23 protein-coding genes are annotated in these 23,631 nt (G+C 43.1%); 16 read left to right on the forward strand and 7 right to left on the reverse strand.

Features of this window, described 5'->3' with window-relative positions:
* Positions 1 to 534: 534 nt before the first annotated feature.
* Both der and AAEY72_RS09410 read left to right on the forward strand, forming a co-directional pair.
* Positions 535 to 1,956: a ribosome biogenesis GTPase Der gene (gene der, locus AAEY72_RS09405; protein ID WP_010199034.1), complete on the forward strand. Its 1,422-nt coding sequence runs from the start codon at positions 535 to 537 to the stop codon at positions 1,954 to 1,956.
* 164 nt (positions 1,957 to 2,120) lie between these two features.
* Positions 2,121 to 4,079, forward strand: coding sequence for a sensor histidine kinase (locus AAEY72_RS09410; protein WP_352310312.1), 1,959 nt, complete (start codon positions 2,121 to 2,123; stop codon positions 4,077 to 4,079).
* Positions 4,080 to 4,319: 240 nt separating this feature from the next.
* On the opposite strand, the gene AAEY72_RS09415 is transcribed toward AAEY72_RS09410, so the two are convergent.
* The 3 genes from AAEY72_RS09415 to AAEY72_RS09425 form a co-directional block, all read right to left on the reverse strand.
* Entirely contained in the window at positions 4,320 to 5,486 is a 1,167-nt protein-coding gene (locus AAEY72_RS09415) for a D-alanyl-D-alanine carboxypeptidase family protein (RefSeq protein WP_189586550.1), read from the reverse strand.
* A 573-nt stretch (positions 5,487 to 6,059) separates the two neighbouring features.
* The gene (locus AAEY72_RS09420; RefSeq protein ID WP_352310313.1) at positions 6,060 to 6,761 is read right to left on the reverse strand and encodes an IS1 family transposase; all 702 of its coding nucleotides are present in this window, start codon (positions 6,759 to 6,761) and stop codon (positions 6,060 to 6,062) included.
* Positions 6,762 to 6,846: 85 nt separating this feature from the next.
* Positions 6,847 to 7,281, reverse strand: coding sequence for an MCR_0457 family protein (locus tag AAEY72_RS09425; RefSeq protein ID WP_010199041.1), 435 nt, complete (start codon positions 7,279 to 7,281; stop codon positions 6,847 to 6,849).
* A gap of 550 nt (positions 7,282 to 7,831) precedes the next feature.
* Here AAEY72_RS09425 and surE point away from each other — a divergent pair.
* The 12 genes from surE (at position 7,832) to modB (ending at position 18,870) form a co-directional block, all read left to right on the forward strand.
* Positions 7,832 to 8,644, forward strand: coding sequence for a 5'/3'-nucleotidase SurE (surE, locus tag AAEY72_RS09430; protein WP_352310314.1), 813 nt, complete (start codon positions 7,832 to 7,834; stop codon positions 8,642 to 8,644).
* A gap of 147 nt (positions 8,645 to 8,791) precedes the next feature.
* On the forward strand, positions 8,792 to 9,598 hold the full coding sequence (locus AAEY72_RS09435) for a LysM peptidoglycan-binding domain-containing M23 family metallopeptidase (RefSeq protein WP_194620258.1): 807 nt from the start codon (positions 8,792 to 8,794) through the stop codon (positions 9,596 to 9,598).
* Positions 9,599 to 9,710: 112 nt separating this feature from the next.
* Entirely contained in the window at positions 9,711 to 11,015 is a 1,305-nt protein-coding gene (locus tag AAEY72_RS09440; RefSeq protein WP_352310315.1) for a lytic murein transglycosylase, read from the forward strand.
* 661 nt (positions 11,016 to 11,676) lie between these two features.
* Complete coding sequence (locus AAEY72_RS09445; RefSeq protein ID WP_352310316.1) at positions 11,677 to 12,972, forward strand: molybdopterin molybdotransferase MoeA; 1,296 nt, start codon at positions 11,677 to 11,679, stop codon at positions 12,970 to 12,972.
* 158 nt (positions 12,973 to 13,130) lie between these two features.
* Positions 13,131 to 14,222, forward strand: coding sequence for a GTP 3',8-cyclase MoaA (gene moaA / locus AAEY72_RS09450; protein ID WP_502945363.1), 1,092 nt, complete (start codon positions 13,131 to 13,133; stop codon positions 14,220 to 14,222).
* Positions 14,223 to 14,279: 57 nt separating this feature from the next.
* Complete coding sequence (moaB, locus tag AAEY72_RS09455; protein WP_210541312.1) at positions 14,280 to 14,810, forward strand: molybdenum cofactor biosynthesis protein B; 531 nt, start codon at positions 14,280 to 14,282, stop codon at positions 14,808 to 14,810.
* Positions 14,811 to 14,816: 6 nt separating this feature from the next.
* Entirely contained in the window at positions 14,817 to 15,545 is a 729-nt protein-coding gene (gene mobA, locus AAEY72_RS09460) for a molybdenum cofactor guanylyltransferase (RefSeq protein WP_352310318.1), read from the forward strand.
* A 36-nt stretch (positions 15,546 to 15,581) separates the two neighbouring features.
* On the forward strand, positions 15,582 to 16,088 hold the full coding sequence (gene moaC / locus AAEY72_RS09465) for a cyclic pyranopterin monophosphate synthase MoaC (RefSeq protein WP_352310319.1): 507 nt from the start codon (positions 15,582 to 15,584) through the stop codon (positions 16,086 to 16,088).
* A gap of 90 nt (positions 16,089 to 16,178) precedes the next feature.
* Positions 16,179 to 16,460, forward strand: coding sequence for a MoaD/ThiS family protein (locus AAEY72_RS09470; protein WP_352310320.1), 282 nt, complete (start codon positions 16,179 to 16,181; stop codon positions 16,458 to 16,460).
* A gap of 50 nt (positions 16,461 to 16,510) precedes the next feature.
* On the forward strand, positions 16,511 to 17,002 hold the full coding sequence (locus AAEY72_RS09475) for a molybdenum cofactor biosynthesis protein MoaE (protein ID WP_210541308.1): 492 nt from the start codon (positions 16,511 to 16,513) through the stop codon (positions 17,000 to 17,002).
* A gap of 18 nt (positions 17,003 to 17,020) precedes the next feature.
* Positions 17,021 to 17,863: a molybdate ABC transporter substrate-binding protein gene (gene modA, locus AAEY72_RS09480; protein ID WP_352310321.1), complete on the forward strand. Its 843-nt coding sequence runs from the start codon at positions 17,021 to 17,023 to the stop codon at positions 17,861 to 17,863.
* Positions 17,864 to 18,171: 308 nt separating this feature from the next.
* Positions 18,172 to 18,870 carry a molybdate ABC transporter permease subunit gene (gene modB, locus AAEY72_RS09485; protein WP_352310322.1) on the forward strand — a complete coding sequence of 233 codons (699 nt, stop codon included), beginning with the start codon at positions 18,172 to 18,174 and terminating at the stop codon, positions 18,868 to 18,870.
* A gap of 57 nt (positions 18,871 to 18,927) precedes the next feature.
* Here the strand turns inward: modB and AAEY72_RS09490 are convergent, their stop codons facing one another.
* From AAEY72_RS09490 to AAEY72_RS09500, 3 genes are all read right to left on the reverse strand, one after another.
* The gene (locus AAEY72_RS09490; protein ID WP_352310323.1) at positions 18,928 to 19,416 is read right to left on the reverse strand and encodes a hemerythrin domain-containing protein; all 489 of its coding nucleotides are present in this window, start codon (positions 19,414 to 19,416) and stop codon (positions 18,928 to 18,930) included.
* A 263-nt stretch (positions 19,417 to 19,679) separates the two neighbouring features.
* Entirely contained in the window at positions 19,680 to 20,633 is a 954-nt protein-coding gene (yihG, locus tag AAEY72_RS09495; RefSeq protein WP_352310324.1) for a 1-acylglycerol-3-phosphate O-acyltransferase, YihG family, read from the reverse strand.
* Positions 20,634 to 22,066: 1,433 nt separating this feature from the next.
* Positions 22,067 to 22,345: a peptidylprolyl isomerase gene (locus tag AAEY72_RS09500; protein ID WP_010199082.1), complete on the reverse strand. Its 279-nt coding sequence runs from the start codon at positions 22,343 to 22,345 to the stop codon at positions 22,067 to 22,069.
* 336 nt (positions 22,346 to 22,681) lie between these two features.
* Here AAEY72_RS09500 and AAEY72_RS09505 point away from each other — a divergent pair, with 336 nt between their 5' ends.
* Both AAEY72_RS09505 and AAEY72_RS09510 read left to right on the forward strand, forming a co-directional pair.
* On the forward strand, positions 22,682 to 22,753 hold the full coding sequence (locus AAEY72_RS09505; protein ID WP_352310332.1) for a hypothetical protein: 72 nt from the start codon (positions 22,682 to 22,684) through the stop codon (positions 22,751 to 22,753).
* Positions 22,754 to 23,046: 293 nt separating this feature from the next.
* Entirely contained in the window at positions 23,047 to 23,253 is a 207-nt protein-coding gene (locus tag AAEY72_RS09510; protein WP_352310325.1) for a hypothetical protein, read from the forward strand.
* 265 nt (positions 23,254 to 23,518) lie between these two features.
* Here the strand turns inward: AAEY72_RS09510 and AAEY72_RS09515 are convergent.
* The coding region (locus AAEY72_RS09515) for an IS3 family transposase (protein WP_352310333.1) at positions 23,519 to 23,631 on the reverse strand (113 nt) is incomplete at its 5' end.

Raw genomic sequence — 23,631 nt, forward strand, 5'->3', positions numbered from 1 at the left:
TTAAGCCTGTGATTAAGCGTACTGCTCAACGTCGATGCTATGATGAGCCTATGATGAGGCTATGTCGATGTTACGAGGAATAAACGCTGCTTCGTCGGCGTTTCGTGCCTTTTGCAAATGGCTTGTTTAACGCTGAGGTTTCGCGTACTCTATGCGACCGATGCGCTGCCAACATTATCTCTATATAATAGCGGTATGTAGTGCCTGTATATGATGTCTATTAGATGACATCTATACCCAGTATTCGGTAATAATGCAGCCACTAGATATATCATCTATTATTGTAAAATAGCCAATAATTCATTTTTATTGCTATAGTCAGTTCAATATAATTTAGAGACAAGAAAGGCGAGTGAAAGTACTACAAATAGTAGACTAAGCGAGCCTGACACCGTATTTGATTTATAGAGTATTGACTATATCGTTTTATATTTATCATTCATTTTAGTTTACGGTCAAGCGCAGTATATTTACTCATATTATTAAACGAGTAGCTGTCTTATCCGTCATTGTACCCTTCACTGAGAGTAACCCATGAGTATCAAGCCTGTGGTCGCCTTAATTGGTCGTCCAAACGTCGGTAAATCTACCTTATTTAATCAGTTCACTAAAAGTCGGCAGGCACTGGTTGCTGATTTGTCAGGGCTGACTCGTGACCGTCAATACGGCGATGCGGTATATGAAGGCAAAGCCTTTATTGTCGTCGATACGGGCGGTATTGGTGAAGCTGATGATGGTAGCGGCAACATCGATGATTATATGTCTGAGCAGTCGCATACTGCTATTCACGAAGCAGACATCATCGTATTTGTGGTTGATGCCCGTGCTGGTATGATTGGCGCTGATGCCGAAATCGGCAAATTCTTGCATACCCTTGGTAAACCCGTTTATGTGGTTGCCAATAAAGTCGATGGTGTACATGACTCCGCGCCTGCAGAGTTTTATGCTTTAGGCTTGGGCGAGCCGTATCCAATGGCTGCCAGTCATGGTCGCGGTGTCGGTAATTTGCTAGAAATACTGACCGCCGACATGCCTGAACAAGATGCGATGGTAGAACCAAGAGGCTTAAAGCTTGCCATCATTGGTCGTCCAAACGTTGGTAAATCTACCTTGGTAAACCGCTTACTGGGTGAAGATCGCGTCGTGGTGTTTGACATGCCTGGTACCACACGTGACAGTATTTATATCCCTTATAAGCGCGATGGCAAAGACTACGTATTGATTGATACCGCTGGTGTTCGTCGCCGCGGAAAAATCGATGAAAAAGTAGAGAAATTCTCGGTTATCAAAACCTTGCAAGCGATTGAAGATTCTAACGTCACGGTTATTGTCATTGATGCCCACGAAGGTATCGTTGACCAAGATTTGCATATGATCGGCTATGCACTCGATGCAGGTCGTGCATTAGTGGTAGCGATCAATAAATGGGATGGTCTGACACAAGATCAAAGAGACTATATCAAAATTGAGATGGATCGCCGTTTTAACTTCATTCCGTATGTAAAAGTGCACTTAATCTCAGCATTACATGGCACTGGTGTGGGTAACTTATATCCATCCATCTTACGTGCTTATCAATCTTCTATGTTTGAAGTGTCAACCAACCGTTTGACCCAGATTTTACAAGATGCAGTGACCGCCAATCCGCCACCGACGGTTGCTGGTCGTCGTATCAAGCTACGTTATGCCCATATTGGTGGTCACAATCCACCCGTGATTGTTATCCATGGTAACCAAACTGGCTCGCTGCCTAAAAGCTATCAGCGCTATCTTGAAAACCAGTTCCGTCAGGTTTTCAAGCTCGAAGGTACGCCACTTAACGTAGTCTTTAAGCTGAACGAAAACCCATACGCCAACAAAAGTGACACGCCGACCAAAGCGAAGGCGCAGCAGTTGCGTCAGCGTGAGCGTAATCGAGCGCAAAAGTTCACCACCAAAGATAAAAAGCCTCGCTAACGCGGTAGGCTTATTACCTTTCGGTTCTTTATAAAGCCCCAAAGTATACTCTGCTGCAGCTTTGTTATAACAAGGCTGCAACAGAGTATACTAATGTTGCTCTTATCATGTCTTGTAAATACCTGTAATATAAATAACCAGTCGTCTTAACTCAGTTGAGTGACATGAACAACCAGCCGTTGCAAATCCTTCCTAAGTTTATCTGGCGCTCTGTCGTGCAGGCCATCATTTTGGCTGTGCTGGTAGGTATTCTATTGTCTTTTGTCTATGGTTTTGTGCATCACTATCAGCAAAAGCATCGGCATATTCAGCAGTTGGCTGCCTTACTGACGAGCAGTGCATCGACGATAGACGGTGCAGATACCGTTGCCAAGCAAGTCAGTATTGTGTTGGCGGCAGAACCCAATATCCAAAGTATTCTATTTTATTCAACGCCGCAGCCTATTGCAGATATAGATAGGTTCACAGCCTACCAGTCACATGATGATTGGCAAAACGCTTTGTTCGCTGATACGGTCAGCTTCAATTATCCGGTTGTCAGTGACGATATCACTACCGATAGCGCTGCAACGATAGCCGCGACTGAGCAAACAGACAAGCCTTTATCAGACAACATGATCGATCCGCCAGACCTTGAGGCGTTAACTGATGATAGTACCTTGGTTGGCTATATCAATATAACTTTAGACGTAGATAAACTGCGTGCCAACTGGTTGCGCAGCAATTTACTATTATGGCTTATCACCACTATATTGGCTGTCATCTGGATGCTATATATTCTGCGCAAACTCAGCTGGCCTGTCAAAGATATTGCAGCGCTAACCGACGTATGTGAAATCGTTAGCAAGCACCCAGAGCTTGAACAGCTGCCTGTTATTTCGCAGCAGTTTAAATTTCAAGAACTGCTGCAAATTAAGCAGACTTTCACTGTTTTGTTTGATCGCTTGCAAAAGGCACAACAAGACTATGAAGCACTTGCTATTTTTGAGCAGCAGTTACATCATAAGGATTTGTCTTTAAATGTACAGCTGCATAATTTTCAAAGTATGATTACCCATGAGTTAAAAACCTCGCTGAATGCTATTGTGGGCGGCTTACAGATATTAGATGATGAGCGACTAAGTGATGAGCAAAAAGACGCGTTAGATATCATTCGTAATGGCAGTGAAAAATTGGTATTGTCGCTTGACCAAATCATCCAGTTGAATCAAATACAAAAAGGTCAGATTAGCATCCATTCGAGTGAGTTTAATCCGCTTCAGCTAATTGCTGATCTGTTGGTGGATTTTGAGTCTATTGCTAAACAAAAAGGCTTGACGTTACTCAGCCATGTCTATCATATAGACTATACTCTCGAAGGCGATGTCGACAAAATAAAACAGGTATTATCGATACTCCTTAGTAATGCGATTAAGTTTACCCCAGTAGGGCAAGTGAGTATTACCTCGCAATTGACCCACTTTGACAACAGTAACCGTTGGCAAATCACTATTAAAGATACCGGTATTGGGATCGATAGTGATTATATCGAGGATATTTTCAACCCATTTTTTCAGGTAGATTCATCACAAACCCGTCAATACGAGGGGACGGGTATCGGCTTGCCAGTGGTCAAACAAATCGCTCAGCTAATGAGTGCGACTATCGAGGTTGAGAGTACCTTAGGCGTCGGCACACAGTTCATGTTCACTATTCCTTTGCCCAATAAACACCAAGTTCATCAGAAAAACCTGTTGGCTGGTTTGGTTGTGGTTTACTATTATATTCATGAGACAGGGTTTTTGGTGGATGAGCTCCAGCGTTTGGGAGCGGTGGTCATCTGTCATCAGCAGGGACATCTCGTTATCGATGAGCTAAATACGAGAAAAGTCGATATGGTGATGTTTGCAGAAGACGTGCCCTCGAGTAATGCTGAAGTCATAGCCAAGCGTATACGCCAGTTTGAAAGCTACGAGAGTAAGTACCGTGCTTTATTAGTGTATTGGTACGCTCCAGATCAAGCGCAATATTTAGACAGTTTTGAGCATGGGCTAAAAGCGGCTGGTGTCGATTATTGCCATAGCGCCGCCTATGATGATAAAGCCTTAAGTGATCTGCTAAAAAGTTGGCTAATATGGGCTTAACTCATTATAAAACTTTCTTATTTTAAAGGGATGGCTTTTAAATAAATTATTCTGAAAGTAATTAGCCTAGACAGACTAAGTTTAGAGATAACCTTACATCAAATGAACTGGTTTCAATATAAATTAGCGTAAACCTCAACACGCCTTAACATAGCAATAAAAAAGACGCCCATATTTAAGGCGTCTTTTTTATTAATTGATACTTTTAAAAAGTATTTGTGTTATTACTAAAGCACCAATTTAAAATAAGTTTTGTACCCAGCGTACCGCATGTTGCCACATACGACTCATAAAGCCTGATTGCTCGACATCATTGGTCGCGATGATAGGGACTGATGCGACTGCTTTACCATCAATGACTGCCATCAATTTGCCAACTTCTTGACCCTTTTTGATAGGTGCTTCTAGGCTTTCAGGGATATCAACCACGGTCGTGATTTTATTTTTCTGCGTTTTGCTGGTCAAAATTTGCAGATTGTCACCCGTGGTTAGCTCTACTTCCTCAGCTTCCCCAAACCATACAGGGATTTTGCTTACGAATTGGCCAGCAGGTGCTTTGGTTACAGTAGTAAAATGACCAAAGCCCCAGTTGAGTAGCTCACGTGACTGATCGGCACGTGCTTGCTGGCTTTCTGTACCCATAATGACAGAGATTAAACGCATACCTTCGCGGTTGCTTGAGGCGACCAAGCAATAGCCAGCGGCATCGGTATGACCTGTTTTTAGACCGTCAACAGTAGAGTCGGTGCTGAGTAGGGCGTTACGGTTACCTTGCGTAATGCCATTGTAGGTAAACTCTTTTTCGGCATAAATACCATAATAGTCACCGCTATTTTTGACGATAGCGCGCGCCAACTTAGCCAAATCCAATGCAGAGGCTTCATGACCTTCGTCAGGCATGCCCGTAGAGTTAACGAAGTGGGTGTTCTCCATACCAAGCTTTTGCGCTTGCTCATTCATTAAGATGGCAAATGAGTCTTCGCTGCCAGCAATATGCTCGGCCATCGCTTTTGAGGCATCATTACCTGATTGAATGATAATACCGCGCAGCATATCGATAACGCTGGCCGTCTTGTTCACCGGCACATACATACAAGATTGACTGCTACTACCGCGACACCAAGCATTTTTGCTCATCAATACTTGTTCTTCTTCTTTGAGATCACCTGATGCTAAGCGCTGCTCAATGATGTAACTGGTCATCATTTTTGTTAGAGACGCTGGTGGAAGAGCTTGATTGGCATTTTTTTGTGCCAAAATTTCACCAGTATTGTAGTCCATTAGCACATAGGCTGTATTTTCCATTTCAGGTGGCTGAATGGCGGCGCTCGCCATCACTGCACTCATAGAAATACTCATGCCAACTACCAGCTGCACCAGCTGTTTTTTTACACGCTTTACTGTCATAGATTGTTACACCGCATCATGGAACCAAATGTATCTGTCGCATCATAGCTGGTACTAAACCTCACACCTTCTATCAAACCGTATGTGTTAAATATAAAGGTTTAAAAGAGTATGTGAATGAGGAAAACCATGCCTGAGCGACGGACATAAAATTAACGCCTTATCTTAGCAAAATGCCAACCGATGGGGAATCGATAAATACAAAAAATAGGACGCGACTAAAAAAGAGAGACAACGCTTATAGAGCGTTTTGATATATCAGGATTTATGCATATTTTTCACATACCACAAAAAAGCTTGCCGCACCCACTGCAATTGAACAGTCGGGTGACAGCAAGCTTCTTCTAAGCGCAATGAGCTTATTCATTAAGCCCATTACGCTATCATTCCAGTTATTGAATTTGATAGGGCAAAAGCAGCAATATCTGTGCTTTTTATGGTTATTTATTGCTGCTTATATCCGATTGAGTAATAGAGCTGGTTATGTAGAGTACTATTTTTAGGTTTAGTAATGTCTGCGTTTTAGCCATAGAACTAAAAGCATCGGGTGGTGTTCTAAAAAGTATGCTGGCATTAGACATAGCCATAATTGACGTAAAAGAACACCATATCAAACACTTTGAAGTGATTATCGAGCTTCTTAGAGAAACAACAGGTTTTTCTAACCGCCCGACGCAATCGGTGTCTAAGGCGGCAATTATTACCTTCTATACCTACCGTATGCTGCTTACCAATTTGTTTGTTATCAGTCTTAAATGCGGTTATAAAACTATCCCAGTTATCCAAGCTAATAGAATCATAGCTGACTTTCAGGTATTTAAGCCGGGCTCTTAGCTTCTTAACCGTTTTTAAGTCACGTCTGCCCCAAACATAAGCAACAATCTCATTGGTAGCGCGATCATAAGCATAAATAAGCCAAACTTTACGCTTTTTGCGATACACGTAAGTCCAGAACTCATCAACCTCTAAGCGTTCATAGTAGCGCTTCTTAGGCGTAATCTTATATACGGATGAGCCTATAGTATTGAGCACTTTACCAATACTAACCTTGGCTATAACGGCTATGTCTCTAACGCCGCAACCATGAACCGTCATTAGCCGTATCTTGTCTTCTATTTGAGAATGGCAGCCTTGGTAAGTTAGGGCATAGTCACCAATGAATTGACGTTTGCAGTCCTTACACTGGTAGTTTTGCTTACCATAGCTTTTTATGCCGTTTTTCTTTAAACTGGGACTGTGACAGGCGGGGCAACTGATATCTATTTGTGTCTTCATAACCTCAAATATATCATCTTGCTTTGGCTGTCACCCTCCTTTTATCTCCTCAGCATACTTTCTGATACACCACCAAGCATCGTAATTAATATTCAGCATTTGCCAAATCTTCACACAAGGCTTTGTTCTCTTGCTTGGAGAAGCCCATGGTCCAGCTACGGATGCCTTGTAATATTTGGCGATAATCCTGCTGTGTTGATAGATATTGAATCGCCGCTTTTGGATCTTCTAAAGACGGCATCAATTCATGCAACTGAACGGTATAAGACTTATAAAAACGCTGTTTCTGTTTGCCATTTAGCATCGGTGGACAAATCTCAGACAATACTTGCATCACGGCAATTTCATGCTTGGTGATATTCATACCAGACATATCCAATGGGATAGTGGTTGCTGGATTGGGTGCAGCATTGGTCGCTTGAGACAGCATGGCAACAGACGTTATCAGTCCTGCAAAACCAATTTTTGAAGCGGTCTTTGCTATCACAGAAGCTATAGATAATATCGATTGATTATTCATTCAGTATCACACTCGCTTATCTTTATTTAATGGTCATATGTTAATGGGTAAAAAAACAAAAGTCACATAAAATATTGATTTATGTGTAGATATATTGTGAGCCAAAGGCATTTTGCAGCAACATATCAGTAGCATCAGCTTATAAGTTACGTCAGCATAAAAGTATAAGTTTATATTGTTGTGCGTTGTTGTCTATTGTAACGTGTTACCGACCAGTTTTACTTTCAGATTGTGATTTGACTGCCGCGAAAGATCAAGGATCATGTCAAGCAACAGGCAAATTCAGCGCAAAGAGTGGGTTCGTGTCTCTCCACGATTAAGGTATAATCGCCCACAATGTCGTTGCACCTAACACCGCTATAAGGGTAAGGTGCTACCTAATAATGACCATTGCTATGAGAAAACTGAGTGATAACAATCGTTTTTAGCCGTCCGTCAGTGTGAATTGCGCTAAGCAATAAACCGTCAAATAACGGGCTGAGTATAACAATTTTATCCTTTTAAAGTAGACAAGCAGACAGACGGTCAAACCTAAATATATTGAGTACAAATGAAATTTTTAGTGAGTAATGATGATGGGGTACATGCGCCAGGATTGTTAGCGTTGGCGCAAGCCTTATCAAAGGTTGGCGAGGTGATGGTAGTTGCCCCAAACAATGAGCAGAGTGGCTGTGGTAGCGCCTTAAGCATCTCCCAGCCGTTATATACTCATCAATTACCCTCGGGGTTTATCGCGGTTAATGGGTCGCCTGCGGACTGTGTTTATTTGGCGTTACACGAGCTATATCAAGACACACACTTTGACTGTGTGATTACCGGTATTAACTCAGGAGCCAACTTGGGGCAAGATGTATTGTTTTCAGGCACTTTTGGCGCGGCATTGACCGCGCAGCTCTTTGGTTTACCTGCAATTGCAACTTCTCTAGTCGGTGCAAGGATGACAGGCGATGGACAAGATCAAACGAGCCGCTATCAAATGGCCGCCGATGAAATCGTCAAACTGCTAACCGAAACATCTATAGTAGAGGCATTCAAAAGTTTGCCCTATCATGTATTAAACGTTAATATCCCCGATGTAAATGATGCCGATGATGTCAAAGGCCGAAAAATTACCTGTTTGGGACATAGCCAAATAGCACGGCCTGTGCACCATATGGTGGATCCGCGCGGGCGAGATGCCTATTGGCTATCGCTACGTAAGCAGCAATACAAGTCGCCAGCAGAAATTGAAGACACTCAGTCATCGGCAACTAATATGACGGACGACCAAGCGGTGGCAGCGGGTTATATTAGTCTATCGCCAGTACGCTTGCATCACACGCCAGCAGACACTCTCAATAGGCTGTCGGCATTAATGCTATAATTTAGCGCTGCCAAAGATTAGAAAAATCATTTATTATCGAGTTGTTGATGATGGTATTTGACAAAAATTAAACGGTATAAAAGTTAGCAAAATGCTTGTGATTAGCACAAGGAGTTTGTGAGTAACATAAAGAATAGGAAATCTTGTATGAAGAAGCTTATTGCTGGATCGCGCTTGGCAACGGTAGCATTGATAGGGACGTTAACAGCAGCATCGTTAGCGATAGTCGGCTGTGCGACGAAGCCTACTTACCAATCAGCTAACCAAGCGGGACCTAAGATTATTACCAATGCTAAAGGCGTTCCTAACTATCATCGCGTGCAGCGTGGCGATACGGTCAGTCAAATCGCTGAGCGCTATCGCTTGAGCTATCGTCAAATTGGGGCGATGAACGGTTTGGATAGTAAATATACTATCTATAGCGGTCAATGGTTGAAGCTATGGGAAGGCGCGCCAGTAACGGCAGCTAGCAACAATCGCTATAACACTTATAATGGTACTAATACCTCTGCTCCGTCACAGCCGACTTATACGCCTCCTGTCACCAGCACGCCAACGCCAGCATATGAAGTAACGGCCAACGCGACATCAGGCTACGACTATCCAAGTCGTAACCAAGTGGTTCGCAACTTTGATGCGGCAGCCGGTAACATGGGCATGTGGTTTGCTGGTAACGAAGGTGATCCTGTGCTTGCTAGCCAATCTGGAACTGTGCTGTATTCGGGCAGTGGTCTACCAGAGTATGGCAACCTCATCATGATTCGCCACAGCGATAATTACATCACCGCCTACGCTCACAATAGTCAATTACTGGTCAAAGAAGGCGAGCAAGTACAACTTGGTCAGCGTATTGCCAGTATGGGTAGCAGTGGTCAAACCAACCAAGTCGGCCTAGAGTTTCAAGTGCGCTTGAATGGCAATCCTATCGATCCACGGGCTGTACTCGGACGTTAAATGCCTTGATGTTAAATACCTTGATGTTAAATGCTTAGACGTTAAATTTGATGAACTGCTGCTAATTGTTGCCGCTAATCGCTAAGTCACTTATTCATAATTGAGAGTTTTTATGATGTTAAAAAAACAGTATATTGCCCTTTTTCCTGCCTTAGTGATGGTAGGTTGTACCAGTCAACAGGCGATGCAGAAGCCTAGCAAGCCTGTGCGTCAAGGTAGTGTACAGATTACCCAGACTCAAACCATTCAAGTAAAGCCAACACCAGCACCGGTCATCAAGCCGCAACCGGTGGCAAAACCAAGCTACAACAGCTTTTCTGATTGGAAGTCTGACTTCTCCATGCGTGCGCTGTCATCAGGCTATGATGCCTCAACGGTTCGACGTCTGATGGATTCTGCTTACTTAAATCAGCAGGTCATCTCGCTTGACTCAGGACAGCCAGAGTTTTCAAAGATGCCGTGGGAATATGTTGATTCTGCGGTATCAGATGGGCGTGTGAGTACGGGTAAGCGTAAGTTTTCTGAGCAACGGGCATTTTTGTCACAACTAGAATCGCAGTATGGGGTAAGTGCCGAAACCGTCGCTGCGATTTGGGGCATGGAGTCGTCATACGGTGTGGTGACTGGCAATAGCGATTTGCCAAGCGCGCTTTCTAGCCTTGCTTATGACGGTCGTCGCCAAGAGTTCGCCGAAACGCAGTTGCTGTCATTAGCGACGCTATTGCAGCGCGGTGACGTGTCTTGGTCGCAGTTAGAAGGCTCTTGGGCTGGCGGTATGGGACAGACGCAGTTCATCCCAGGTACTTGGTTAGAGCATGGTGTCGATGGCGATAGTAATGGTCATCGCAACCCATGGTCAACGGGTGATGCCTTGGCTTCTACTGCCAATTATCTCAGCAATTCAGGCTGGGTTCGCGGTCTGGCGCCTTTTTATGAAGTAACGGTTCCGGCTTCATTTGATTACTCAGTGGTCGGTAGCAAGCAACCTGCGGCTAGATGGGCAGCGCTTGGCGTTGATACCATAGATGATATTTATCTCGATGCCAATACGCAAATGGAGCTATGGCTACCAGCGGGTAAAGATGGCCCAGTGCTATTGTTAAGCCCAAATTTTGATGTGATCAAAGTTTATAACAACTCATCGAGCTATGCGTTAGGTGTTAGCTTGCTCGGTAAAGCACTGGCTGGGCAAAGTGGTCTACGAAAATCATGGCCGCGCTATGAAAACCCGTTATCGACTTCTCAAGTGACCAGATTGCAGCAGCGCTTAACCAGTGCAGGTTATGACACCAAAGGCACAGATGGTATTATCGGTACCAATACCCGCAAAGCATTCCAGCGCTGGCAAGCCGATAATGCTCAAACGCCAGACGGTTTTATCAGTCAGCGTAGTGCTTCTTCATTGACATCATGGTGAAGTTGGTTGCTGGCGCTATTATGTAATAATCAACGCCACCGTTTTTGACAAATATGTTCATGATTATAAATAATTATGAACAAAAAAAAGCACCTTAACCTAGGTGCTTTTTTATGCCCTATCTAAAGACATTGATTTACAGGTGTCAGCTTACTTAAAAGGCACTGAGTTAAACGGTACTGAGTTAAAAGGCTCGCATTGAAAATTAAGCAGTTAAAATTAAGTGCTCACTATTTGGGCATGTCATCATTTTAAAAATGGCGATAAAAACGAGATAAATTACATCCAAACAAGAAAAATAGCTGGTCAATATCGAGATATTGACCAGCTATTTGATACAGTTTGATGGTATTTAGCCTGTTTAGTCTCTTCCGTTCAGATTGAGGACATGCCCTAATGTCGATTATCTGTTAGTGTTTAACGAGCAGGGTGCTATAGAGAACTATTTTCGTGGTGCTACCGAAAACTTAAGTACGCCTACATTGACGTTATATAAAATCGACTACAACAACAAGTATAAAGGATGCAATTGTAGAAGGGATGCCATTAATGCTGATAGCAAAAAATACGGCCTGCAGATGATAAACTGTCAGCAATGCCTCACTATAATGGATAATTATAATGTAATACTAATAACAACCGACAAATAGAGTGTGCTCTTATGATTACGATGGAAGCGTTACAGACAGCGATAAAGCTGCGCGTAGATACTTATAATAATAATGACTTTCCACTACCAACAAGGGTGCTCAACACCTGTGAGCTGCTAGACAGTCGTAATCAAATACTGGCGCAAGATATCACCGCAACATTCGATATACCAAGGCAGAATCTATCAGCGATGGATGGTTATGCCATTGCTCATGGCAGCGATATATCAGATACCAGCATCATTCAAATCATTGGCGAATCACAAGCGGGCAGTGCTTATACTGGTGACTTAACAGCAGGACAAGGTGTGCGTATCTTTACTGGCGCTGTCGTTCCAGATAGCTGTGACACGGTCATCATGCAAGAGAATACTAACTTTGCCACTATTAGAGACTCAATCGACAAATCAAAACCTTACACGGTGACGCTGTCGCAAACGGCTCAGATCGATAGCAATATTCGCAAACAAGGTGAAGAAATCGAATCGGGCGAGGCCGTTTTGAAGGTAGGTAAACGCCTTAATGCTACTGATATTAGCTTATTGGCTAATTTGGGAGTCAGCCAAGTCAAGGTATTTCAGCCGTTGATCGTAGGCTTGTTAGCAACTGGTGATGAGCTGGTTGCTATTGGCAATGAGCTGACAAGCTTGGCGCAAATATATAATTCCAATACGCCGACACTCAAAACCATGCTGGCTGATCTGCCGATGACCATTCGTGATTACGGCATTATCCCTGATAATCTAGAGCAGACGACTGCCGCTGTCCACAAAGCGATGCAAGACTGCGATGTCCTGATATCCACGGCTGGCGTCTCGGTTGGTGATTATGATTTTTTGACCACCGTGATTGAACAGCTGGGTCAGATTAACCACTATAAAGTCGCGATGAAGCCGGGTAAGCCGTTTGTGTTTGGTGAATTAAATAAAGATACAGCTAAACCCGTGTTATATTTTGGTCTGCCGGGCAATCCATTATCGACGGTCGTTGGGGCACTACAGTTTGTGATACCAGCATTGTGGCAAATGTCAGGCGCTGATCTAGCAGAGCGACCTATGCAACTGAGTGTCAAAGCAACGCTCACAAACGATATCAGAAAATCAGCCGGTCGTAAGGACTTTCAGCGCGGCGTTCTCACACAAAACGATGCTGGCAGTTATCAAGTTGAGTGCTTCTCAGGTCAGCAATCACATAGAATCAAACAGCTTAGCCGAGCGAATTGCTTTGTTGTTTTAGATAAAGACAGTGGTAATGTGGCATCAGGTGATAGCGTCATTGTGCAGCCGTTCCCTTGGCTACATGCGTAGTGACAGTTTTCTAAATCTCTATAAGATGAATACAAAAAAACTGAAAATAAATCATACAATGGTAGGCCAAACACGAATAATAAAGTAATGCTGCTCACAAGCACTACTGATGGTAGGAAAATATGAGTGATGACAAAGTCAAGATAGGCAGTGTCAAGATAGGCCATGCACAATTGTATTCGCCTAATGTGTCTACATCAACAGCCACCGAGGCTTTTGATAAATATCAAGCCCCGTCTGTAGCAGCACCTACCGAGCAAGATATTGAGCACTCTCAACCGTTAACTGATGGTTTTGCTCGACGTCTCACTTATCTGCGTTTGTCTATTACCGACTTCTGTAATTTTCGCTGTGAATACTGTTTGCCGAGCGGCTATCAAGGCAAACGCCCTGATGATGAGCTCAGCGTCCCTGAGATTGCCACACTGATACGCGGCTTTGCTCAAGTCGGCACCAAAAAAGTTAGAATCACTGGCGGTGAGCCCTCTATCCGCCGTGATGTCGTCGAGATTATTGAAACCATTAAACAAACTGATGGCATTGAAACGGTGGCGATGACCAGTAATGGTTATAAGCTGGGTAAGCATTTAGCCAGTTGGCAAGCGGCTGGACTCGACCAGCTTAATATCAGCATGGACAGTTTTGATGCCGCTACCTTTCATAAGATGACAGGCTTTGATAGCTTGCCACAACTACTTGCTGACATGGATACGTTGCTGCAAACTACGGATATTAAGCTCAAAATTAATAGTGTGTTGATGGCAGAGACTGCCTTTGAAAATCTGATAGATGCCATTGATTACGTCAAAGATAGACAAGTGACTTATCGATTTATTGAGTTCATGCAGACCAGTGACAATAGCGATCTGTTTTTTGCCCAGCATGCCCAGTCCGATATTATCACCGATTATTTATTAGAGCATGGTTGGCAGCCACATGAGCGTGGCAGTAGCGATGGTCCTGCAGTAGAGTACAGCCATCCTGATTATCTGGGGCGCATTGGTATGATTGCCCCTTATGCAGCGCATTTCTGTGATACCTGTAATCGCCTGCGGGTGAGCAGCCAAGGCAAAGTGCATCTGTGCTTATTCGATCAAGGCAACTATGATATTCGTCAGCATTTACAGAACAATGATGTGCAGGGTTTAGTCAATGATCTACATAGCTTTATGCCGATTAAACCTGAGCACCATCATTTGCATGATGCCAATAGTGGCATTATGCACAACCTGTCAATCATTGGCGGTTAAATTAATAAGCACGTTACGCTTTTTTAAACATTAACATCACTTTCTCTAGGAAACTCTATGAGCAAACCCGCTGCAGCATTTACACCGCTCAATATTGCCGTATTAACCGTCTCTGACAGTCGCACAATCGCAGAAGATACCTCAGGACAATACTTGGCAGACAGCTTAACCGAAGCAGGGCATCACTTGGCAGATCGGCAGCTGATCTCTGATGATATCTATCAGATAAGAGCGGTTATCAGTGGCTGGATTGCAGATCCAAAAGTTCATGCAGTGATTACGACAGGTGGTACGGGATTTTTTATCAGAGATAGCATGCCAGAGGCTGTTAAGGTGTTGTTTGATAAGTCGATCGATGGCTTTGGTGAAATGTTTCGTCTCATCTCAAAAGATGAAATCGGCATGTCTACGGTACAATCACGAGCGGTTGCTGGCATGGCAAATGGCACGGGTATATTTTGCTTACCCGGCTCATCAGGCGCGTGTCGTACTGGCTGGGAAAATATCTTAAAAGAGCAGTTTGATAGCCGTACTCGTCCGTGCAATTTTGTGCCGCACTTTTTGGCACAAAACCCTAGCCATGACTGATATTCAATGATGGCGAACCCTGCACCACATCTAAATAGTTTGGCATGCGTAGTCATCTTAGCGGGTGGCGCGTCCAAACGTATGGGCACGCCCAAAGCGGAACTCATCCTACCGACAGGTGAGCGGCTATTAGACTATCATGTGCGTCATGCTCTTGAACTAAAAGCGGCTGATTTAAATGCCGCTGATTTCAATATACCGATTATGATTGCGGACAATGAGCGCGGTCTTACGGTTGATTTAGATTTAAGTCTTGGTAATCCACAATCTCCAATTATGCATATTACTGATTATAATCCTGTCAATGATGACGAGCAGAGCGATAATGGCGGGGCTTTGGTTGCTATTGAATCAGCTTTGCAGACATTAGCCAAGCTCACTGATACAACGCCAAACCAAAAATCCGGCTCCTCATGGTTACTCGTTATTAGCTGCGATAGCTTAATACCTGCAACTGATTTGTGGCAAAAATTACAACCAGTGATTAGTCAAGTGGCGGAGAAAGAAGTGATTTGTCTAACCGATGATAGCCATCTATATCCATTATTGGGACTCTATCAATTAAGTATTGAGGCTGATTTGAAGGCTTATATTGATAGCGGTCAACGCCGTGTCATGTCATTTATTAAGCCTCTTACGCAAGCTGTGCCTTTGACAGAAAATTGGCAGCATTTGACCAACTTTAATACCCCTGAAGATTTCCAACGTGCCTGCGCAGCGTTAAGCGATTTATAAAAAATTATCAAGAGACATTATCAAGAGAAATTAGCAATGAATAGCAACAGTCAGGAAAGCAGACAATCTAGCTTATCGCATTTAGACGGCAACGGCGATATTATTATGGTCGATGTCAGTGGCAAGACGGCAACGACGCGAGAAGCCAACGCGGTTGGACAAGTGAATTTTCCAAGCGATATTTATGCTCAAATCAAAGCTGCTGATGGTATGACCAAAAAGGGTAGTATTACTCAGACGGCGCATATCGCCGGTATAATGGCTGCCAAGCGCACGCACGATTTGATTCCATTGTGTCATCCATTACCGCTAGACAAGATTGGTCTAGCCTTTGCTTATGATGATGCGCTGCATGCCATTACCGTCAGTGGCACTGTCAAAGTCACGCATAAAACTGGGGTCGAGATGGAAGCATTAACCGCCGTTAGTATTGCTTGTCTGACGATCTATGATATGACCAAAGCACTATCGCATGATATTGTCATCGATAATATTCATTTGGTGACAAAAACAGGCGGCAAATCAGACTATCGTCATGCTTAAAATCAGGCTTAGATTGATGAAATTTTTTTCTAACGATTAGCAATAATATAAGTATAAAGCTCGACAGATTGCACAAAATGGAAGGTTTTTATGAGTACTATTGACGTAGCACCAAACACGGACGCAACGATGACTATCAACGTGCTATATTTCGCCAGCTTAGCGGATGAAGCCAACTGCCAAGAGGAAGCGGTCAGCGTTGAGCAATCGACCTCGTTGACTGAGCTGTATGAACAACTCAGTCAAAAGCATCGCTTTAGTCGCCCGCAGGCAGAGCTACGCGTGGCGGTAAATGATTACTTTGCTAAATGGACAGACCAGATCCATGATGGTGACAGTGTGGTATTTATCACGCCAGTCGCGGGTGGTTAAATTTTAGTAGACCGCTTCCTATTTAAAAAGACAGCAAATAGAGATATCACATGACAGATAACGTCCATAGCCACTCAATGACTATCAAGCGTAGCATCGACGAAGCCTACCTAATCGCTGAGCGTGATGGCTTTGCGTTATTGGATGTGGCGATTGATGAAAACCGACTTAAAAACACCCTAGATGATGATAGCTGCGGTGCTTTTGTCTGCTTTGAGGGCAGAGTACGCAATCACAATAATGCCGCCAGCGTTGAACGCTTAACCTATTATGGCTATGAAGACTTGGCACTGAATCAAGGTCGCGCTATCATCGAAGAAGCCAAAAAGCGTTTTGAAATCACTCATGCTATTGCCATCCATCGTATTGGTGCTTTAGAGATAGGGGATGTCGCTGTCTGGGTGGGTGTGGTTTCTGCCCATCGTTATCCCGCTTTTGATGCTTGCCGCTGGATACTAGATACGATTAAGGCAGACATTCCGGTGTGGAAACAAGAGTATTACGACAATGATGTTTCGAAGTGGCTTAGCAATAACGGTTAAGAATGAGGATGGTTAGTAATGGCTAAGTTGATGGCAGTGACACCTATCTTTGCATTTTTACTAGTAGCGTTAAGCGCTTGTACATCAGAAAATACGGTTGACACGGATTCTGCTAGCCAGACACCTGAGCAAAATCAAACCCTGCGTATTGCTGCTGCTGCCAATTTATCGGATGTGTTGCCTCAAATTATTGACGGTTATCAAACAGATAAAAACTTAGCGGCACAGGATATTGACGTCACTTATGCCTCGTCAGGCAAGTTGTACGCGCAAATAAAAGCAGGGGCACCTTACGACATATTTTTATCTGCCAACCAAGAATTCCCTGCCAAATTGGCGGCTGAAAGAGTCGTAGATAACGCTAAAAACAATGAGAGCTATACATCATTTACTTATACGCAAGGCCAGTTGGCACTATATAGCGTCACTAAGTCGTTGCATGGGCTTGAGCCAGCAACGCTGAGTGATTTACTCATAAATGACGCTAATAGCAAAATAGCCATCGCTAATCCTGAGCTTGCCCCTTATGGCGCATCGGCACAAACCTATCTACAGTCGCAAAATTTATATAACACTTTAAATAAGCAAAAACGCCTGATACAAGCAGAAAATATCGGCCAAGCATTTCAATACGCACATACGGGTAGTGTGGATTATGGCTTTGTTGCACAGTCACAAATCATCGCTATCAAAGCCAAACCCGAACAATTCATCACGTTAGCGCCAGCCTCTTATCCAGCGATTTTGCAAGATGGTATCGTCATTAGTGATGCACTCATTGCCACAGATTTTACAGATTATTTACGCTCGAAAGTAGGACAACACTATTTCTCGAAAGCGGGCTATTTAATGGTTAAATAACCAAGCATTATCCTTATACCAAACCCAAAAATACGATTAGCTGTGTCAAAATGGCTTAGCCTACAATGCGTAGTACTTGTACTCTTCTTCCTTGCTACTCTAATTTTTGTGAATGATATAGTCAATGAAAAGTAATATCGATACATCATGCACTGCTGATATTAATTTTCCTTGCTTGCTGTGCCTGCGCAGACAGAGGTTACAAAAAACTGATATCAGCAATAGCGTCGCGTTTTTAAGATATTTTGACTATATTACTTGTTACGATCAGTAACGGCTAGCAACGACCAAGAAAGAGCAATGACGTTATGATAGCCCAATCTCTTATGGCAGACATGCTCAGTCCATTGTGGGTGAGCATTAAGCTCGCTAGTGTTACCACCTTGTGCCTATTACTGTTTGCCACGCCTGTCGCTTATTGGCTCGCCAAGCCCAGCCGTGGCCGAGTACTTAGTCGTTTTAAAGTCTTACTAATGGGCGTTATCGCGTTGCCATTGGTATTACCACCTACCGTGATTGGCTTTTATTTATTACTGCTATTAAGCCCCAATGTTGGTATCGGTAGATGGCTCGCTGAGCATGATATTAGCCCATTCATCTTTACCTTTGAAGGGCTTGTCATCGGCTCTATTATTTACTCGTTGCCCTTTTATATTCAGCCTGTCTACGCTCAGTTTTTACGCATTCCACCCAGCGTCATCGAAGTGGCGCATTTATTGGAGCCAAGTCGTCTGAGGCGCTTTATGAAAGTGGCATTGCCACAAGCGCGCGTTGGTATCATTCTTGGCAGCTTAATTAGTTTTGCCCATACTATTGGCGAGTTTGGAGTGGTATTGATGATAGGTGGGAGTATCTCAGGTGAGACCAAGGTCGTCTCGATTGCTATCTATGAGCAAGTGGAGGCTCTGAATTATGAAGCCGCACATATGATGTCCGGCATTCTTATTATCATTGGTATCATCATGGTCGCCTTGATTGCCACTGTTAATAAGCTAAATCAACGCTGATGCTCAATTAACACCGATAGAAGCGACGCAAACAGCATTTTTAACATACTCTAATTTCTAGCGGTTCTCATCTGAGCGCTTAATACTGTCTGGGCTTGCTTGATAAATAGCATCCAGTTCATCCTCTGTTAGATACTTCTCTACAATATGATATAGTTCGCGCTCCTCAAAACGAATATGGTCGTATAGTAACGTGCCAAGCTCTCTTATTTGTTCTCTCGTTAGAGATTGACTCGCCATTTTTTGTCCCGCATCTATCAGGGTCTGCAAGTGTTTATGCTGACCAGCAAGCGCCGCTAATACCGATGCTACTTCAGGTTGAGATGCGCGATAAGGCTCTAACGCATTAGCAATTAAGTTGTCTTCAATCTGAAAATGATCTTCAGTCTGAAAATGATAATGCATATCGTCGATATAAGCGGTGAGATTATGCCAGTGCTTGGCAATCTCTGTAGCCGTGTCAGTGCATTCTTTCGCATGACGAGACAAGTTGAGACCAAGGTGATGCTGGCGAGATAATGGCTGTAATTGATTGGCACGTTTCATATTTAAATACCTTGATGAGTTAGGGCGTGTACTCAATCTAAACGAAAGCGACTAAGTGGGTTAAAAACGGCTAAATCTTGCCAAACTGCTAGCTAATATCCTGATATTCTCTGCGCTGTCTCTTTCTCTGTCTTGTATTGACCTAACTATAGTCATGCTCTAACCACCAAGCATGCTTTTTGACACCCCACTCAATTTTTTAATGTGGGGGTCAAAGTATCAAAATATATAAGCCTTATTTATGGCATTTTCTATTGATTGCTTTAGACGTCAGGATGGCTATCAAATTCAGCCAGCATAGCGCTAATACGCTGATCTTTTTGATGCCATATTTCCTCTATCCAAGCAAACATTTGCGCCTTGATGGCCTCATCATTCTCATAACCACCGTTTTTGACCGCATCAAAAAGCGCATCAGGTATCTCGACATGTCGCACGTCGACACCCAAACGCTTAATGTTACCCTTCCACAGATCACTATACGTCGGCACCCCGTCAGGATAAACGATGGTCATATCTAAGATGCCATCCATCTCTTTACCCAACGCATTGATCGCCAATGAGAGACCACCTGCGCGCGGCTTGAGCAGGTGCTTATAAGGTGACTGCTGTTTGTCATGCTTGTCTTGGGTAAAGCGCGTCCCTTCTAAATAGTTCAATAGGGTAAAGGGTTTGTCTTTGAGGAGGGCGCACGCGCGTTTTGCTTCCTCAATATCTTTACCTTGTAAGGCTGGGTTTTTAGCAATCGCTTCTTTAGAGTGCCGACGCATCATAGGAAAGTCTAAAAAGTAAAAAGCTTGACCAATAACAGGAATATATATCAGCTCAAACTTGGTGAAAAAGCGCGTTAATGGTAAGCGATTTTCACTAATATATTGCACGATACTGGTATCTACCCATGATTGATGATTACTCATCAGTAGGTACTTGCCTTGCATATTGACGTCATCAGGTAGGCTGATACGCCAGTCTTTCTCCGGTAGGATATTATCGATTAAAGCGTTATTGCTGTTTATCCAATAATTGGTCACTTTGATCATCGTGTCATCAGCGATCGCTGCACCGGTCACGACTTTGGTAGCACCCATCAGCCATACGGGTAGCGCAACGATTAAGCTATTACCAGCAAGCACCCCTGTTGCCGTTGCAAGCGAGGCGACTTTGCCCAGTTTAGGGTTGCGTTTGTGCATTTTTTGCATGAATGATGACAGTCGCATGTTAAATCCTTTTATTCTACTAACTGATAATGACTCCAGTTCACTGAACGCTCGTTAACCATAGTCGGTTTAATATAGTTTGGATACAAGGAAGGCAAGGGAAAGTACTACAAATAGTAGACTAAGCGAGCCTGACACCGTATCTGATTTATAGAGGACTGACCATATTTGGTTTTTATGAGCGTATAAACTGGAATTGAGAAGATTCGACCTATCATTATCCACTTGTTGGCGGTGTTTTCTAGCGTTTTTGAGTAATTTCTAACGCCATTGACTCAGTAAATAAAGCATAAGTACCATCTGCGTTCTAAAATGCGATGTAAATTTCTATTGCCCTGCCATTTGATGTCGTTTGGTAAGATTAGCCACCTTGGGCTCATTGATTTTTTACATCTTCATTGAGGGCGCGCCCTAACATGACCCGAATTGACATAGTGGGCGTAATCAATGACTCGAATGCATCTACTGACGCCTGCAATAATCTTGTTAGATTTGAGATGTTAATAGATAGCATACTTGATAAGGATATCACAATGATAAACAGGATCACTCATGCTTAATCTGAAAAAACTTACCTTAACCAGCGCTATCATTATCAGTTTTCAATCAAGCCGTTCAGAATATAAAAGTGTCATAAGATGCTGCTGACGTACTAGGGGACTTCGTACCCACACTTCAATACTTTACTAAGGCTGAATTGTAGGCGTTAAGTTGTGATGCTTATACGTCGCAGGCTATCTGTAGTTCTAAAGATTTCAGCACAGACCCCTAATATATTTCGGTATAACTCTATACCGTGAGAACAATGGCGATGCGATATGGTTAATTTGGTGACCATCTTTAAAGGCACTCTATCGCCATCGAATTGATCTAAATCAATGGTTTGCATCATGACTTCAGGAATGTTGTGAGAGCGGTCAATCTTAAATAAGTAGAGAGCCAAGGTTTTTCTATTAGAGAGAATCATACTTTTATGATGGCTAAATTTGCTATTTACCATACTAATTTTTGCTTATAGTCAAAACACCCTAAAAACGCTACGGCACTGCTGATATCAATTTTTTTGGCTTGCTGTGCCTGCGCAGACAGAGGCTGCAAAACCAACATTAAAAACTAAGCATCTCAGTCCTGCTGTATCTTTTTCATATTGGACTGACTATATATATATCGGTATGAAATTGATGTAAATTCATATTCAATTCGTAATTGGGCATTGCCATTTGGCAGTGTTTTCGGCCTCTACTCTGTCCATAATATCTTAGATGATAGTTAGCGGGGCTATCCTAGATAAGTAAAATAATCTAGGATAGCCTCTTATGTTGTTAGCTATGACACTGACATTAGATTGTAAGTTGTTTTAGATCATATATGAGTCAGGACAATGTTTAAGATATCTTTCAGTCAGCTACCATTTAGAGCTCCGGCGCTAGTGCTTACGTCCTATAAAGCACTTTAACCACGTGCCAGCCAAATTTGGTTTTCACTAAATGTGGGGTGAAGAGTTCGCCGCTGAAGCAGACTTTGTCAAATGGCGGTACCATGTCGCCTTTTTCAAACTCACCTAAGCTGCCGCCTTTTTTACCTGATGGGCAGGTTGAGTGTTTTTTAGCCAGTACATCAAACTTGGCGCCTTTTTTAAGCTTGGCAATAATGTCTTCAGCCTGCTCTTTGTGTTTTACTAAAATATGCAATGCGCTAGCTGTACGAGCCATAATGTAAACCTTTCATAAAATATTGATAATAGGGGCATTATATCACTACTTGCCTTGGTTGCTAACTGCACTTGTATGCCTTGCATCATCAAAAATCATTGCCTACACAGGCGTGACTATTTGGATGAGAATCGGTGCCTCTTGAATATCGCTGTCAGTACATCACTGTATTGTTTTTATTGAGTGGCAGTGGTCAGATAAAAAACTGCTGCCATTGGTCAGGTGTGTGCCGATGTTACAAGACCGTTTGATTGGAAAATTACTAACACTAGGGCTTGATCTTAACGTTGGAGCGCAATTGGATGTCGTACTTTAAAAATCGTTGAAGCCTCTGAGATAGAAGGTGAGGCATTAAATACTGAGCCAGTACGTTCCTCAATTGCGTGGCATTTAGAGTTAGATGACTAAGGTATACCAACTGCTACTCATGAGATTAATGCAGGGATGGAGATGATGTTAAATGCTACCTATCATTATCAACAACCATTAGCGCTGGACGATTTACTTAGATGGCATAGAGCATTATTTCCGAACGGATATAGTGGACTTCATCGTATTAAAGCGAGCAGCATACGTGATGACAGTTAAGGACCTATGCAAGTAGTTTTTGATAGTTATGGTTGTGAGCAGGTTTATTTTGTTGCCCCGAGTGCGGATAGGTTGCCAGCTGAGCTAGATGTCGTCATCAAAGCGGTTGACCCATGCAATTACAGAGAGTACTGGCGCAAAGAGATGATAGCGCTCAGCGCTTTTACAGTATATCAGCGCAGACTCTGAAGCAGCGCAATGACTACTACAAAATGCTAGAGCGAACGCAAAAAGGTGGTAAAGATATCACTGATTGGCTAGTCTGGTTCTTACAACCGCTAAGAGCAGGCATTGATTGCGGCTCAAACGACCACCAATAAAATTATTAATAAATCAAATTTTTGGCAGACACATCGACAGCATGCTCTGAACACTAGGCAAGTGACTATGCTGAATACTTTACTAACTGATTTTTATGGCAAGCTAACTATGACTAAGTGTTCCATAGATACAGCACTACGGGATATCAATAATTTAGTAGAGAAGGGCATGCTGAAAAAATCTGAGGCTTCAGGGCGTAGTACGAGCTATGAGTTGGTTCCGTATTGAACCGCCCCGAGTATATCGGAGAGTGATTTACTTGAGTCAGGCAGCAATACCTGACAGGATTAAATTATCATGATACCGCTTTTCAAACTCAAAAGGTGACACATAACCAATCGTGCTATGCAAACGCTTCTTGTTAAACCAGTCTACCC

The sequence above is a fragment of the Psychrobacter sp. W2-37-MNA-CIBAN-0211 genome (assembly GCF_040309405.1).
Classification (GTDB): domain Bacteria; phylum Pseudomonadota; class Gammaproteobacteria; order Pseudomonadales; family Moraxellaceae; genus Psychrobacter; species Psychrobacter glaciei.

Coding starts and splice junctions, on each gene's coding strand:
- der (WP_010199034.1), top strand. CDS start 535: ATGAGTATCAAGCCTGTGGTCGCCTTAATTGGTCGTCCAAACGTCGGT.
- AAEY72_RS09410 (WP_352310312.1), top strand. CDS start 2,121: ATGAACAACCAGCCGTTGCAAATCCTTCCTAAGTTTATCTGGCGCTCT.
- AAEY72_RS09415 (WP_189586550.1), bottom strand. CDS start 5,486: ATGACAGTAAAGCGTGTAAAAAAACAGCTGGTGCAGCTGGTAGTTGGC.
- AAEY72_RS09420 (WP_352310313.1), bottom strand. CDS start 6,761: ATGAAGACACAAATAGATATCAGTTGCCCCGCCTGTCACAGTCCCAGT.
- AAEY72_RS09425 (WP_010199041.1), bottom strand. CDS start 7,281: ATGAATAATCAATCGATATTATCTATAGCTTCTGTGATAGCAAAGACC.
- surE (WP_352310314.1), top strand. CDS start 7,832: ATGAAATTTTTAGTGAGTAATGATGATGGGGTACATGCGCCAGGATTG.
- AAEY72_RS09435 (WP_194620258.1), top strand. CDS start 8,792: ATGAAGAAGCTTATTGCTGGATCGCGCTTGGCAACGGTAGCATTGATA.
- AAEY72_RS09440 (WP_352310315.1), top strand. CDS start 9,711: ATGATGTTAAAAAAACAGTATATTGCCCTTTTTCCTGCCTTAGTGATG.
- AAEY72_RS09445 (WP_352310316.1), top strand. CDS start 11,677: ATGATTACGATGGAAGCGTTACAGACAGCGATAAAGCTGCGCGTAGAT.
- moaB (WP_210541312.1), top strand. CDS start 14,280: ATGAGCAAACCCGCTGCAGCATTTACACCGCTCAATATTGCCGTATTA.
- mobA (WP_352310318.1), top strand. CDS start 14,817: ATGATGGCGAACCCTGCACCACATCTAAATAGTTTGGCATGCGTAGTC.
- moaC (WP_352310319.1), top strand. CDS start 15,582: ATGAATAGCAACAGTCAGGAAAGCAGACAATCTAGCTTATCGCATTTA.
- AAEY72_RS09470 (WP_352310320.1), top strand. CDS start 16,179: ATGAGTACTATTGACGTAGCACCAAACACGGACGCAACGATGACTATC.
- AAEY72_RS09475 (WP_210541308.1), top strand. CDS start 16,511: ATGACAGATAACGTCCATAGCCACTCAATGACTATCAAGCGTAGCATC.
- modA (WP_352310321.1), top strand. CDS start 17,021: ATGGCTAAGTTGATGGCAGTGACACCTATCTTTGCATTTTTACTAGTA.
- modB (WP_352310322.1), top strand. CDS start 18,172: ATGATAGCCCAATCTCTTATGGCAGACATGCTCAGTCCATTGTGGGTG.
- AAEY72_RS09490 (WP_352310323.1), bottom strand. CDS start 19,416: ATGAAACGTGCCAATCAATTACAGCCATTATCTCGCCAGCATCACCTT.
- yihG (WP_352310324.1), bottom strand. CDS start 20,633: ATGCGACTGTCATCATTCATGCAAAAAATGCACAAACGCAACCCTAAA.
- AAEY72_RS09500 (WP_010199082.1), bottom strand. CDS start 22,345: ATGGCTCGTACAGCTAGCGCATTGCATATTTTAGTAAAACACAAAGAG.
- AAEY72_RS09510 (WP_352310325.1), top strand. CDS start 23,047: ATGCAATTACAGAGAGTACTGGCGCAAAGAGATGATAGCGCTCAGCGC.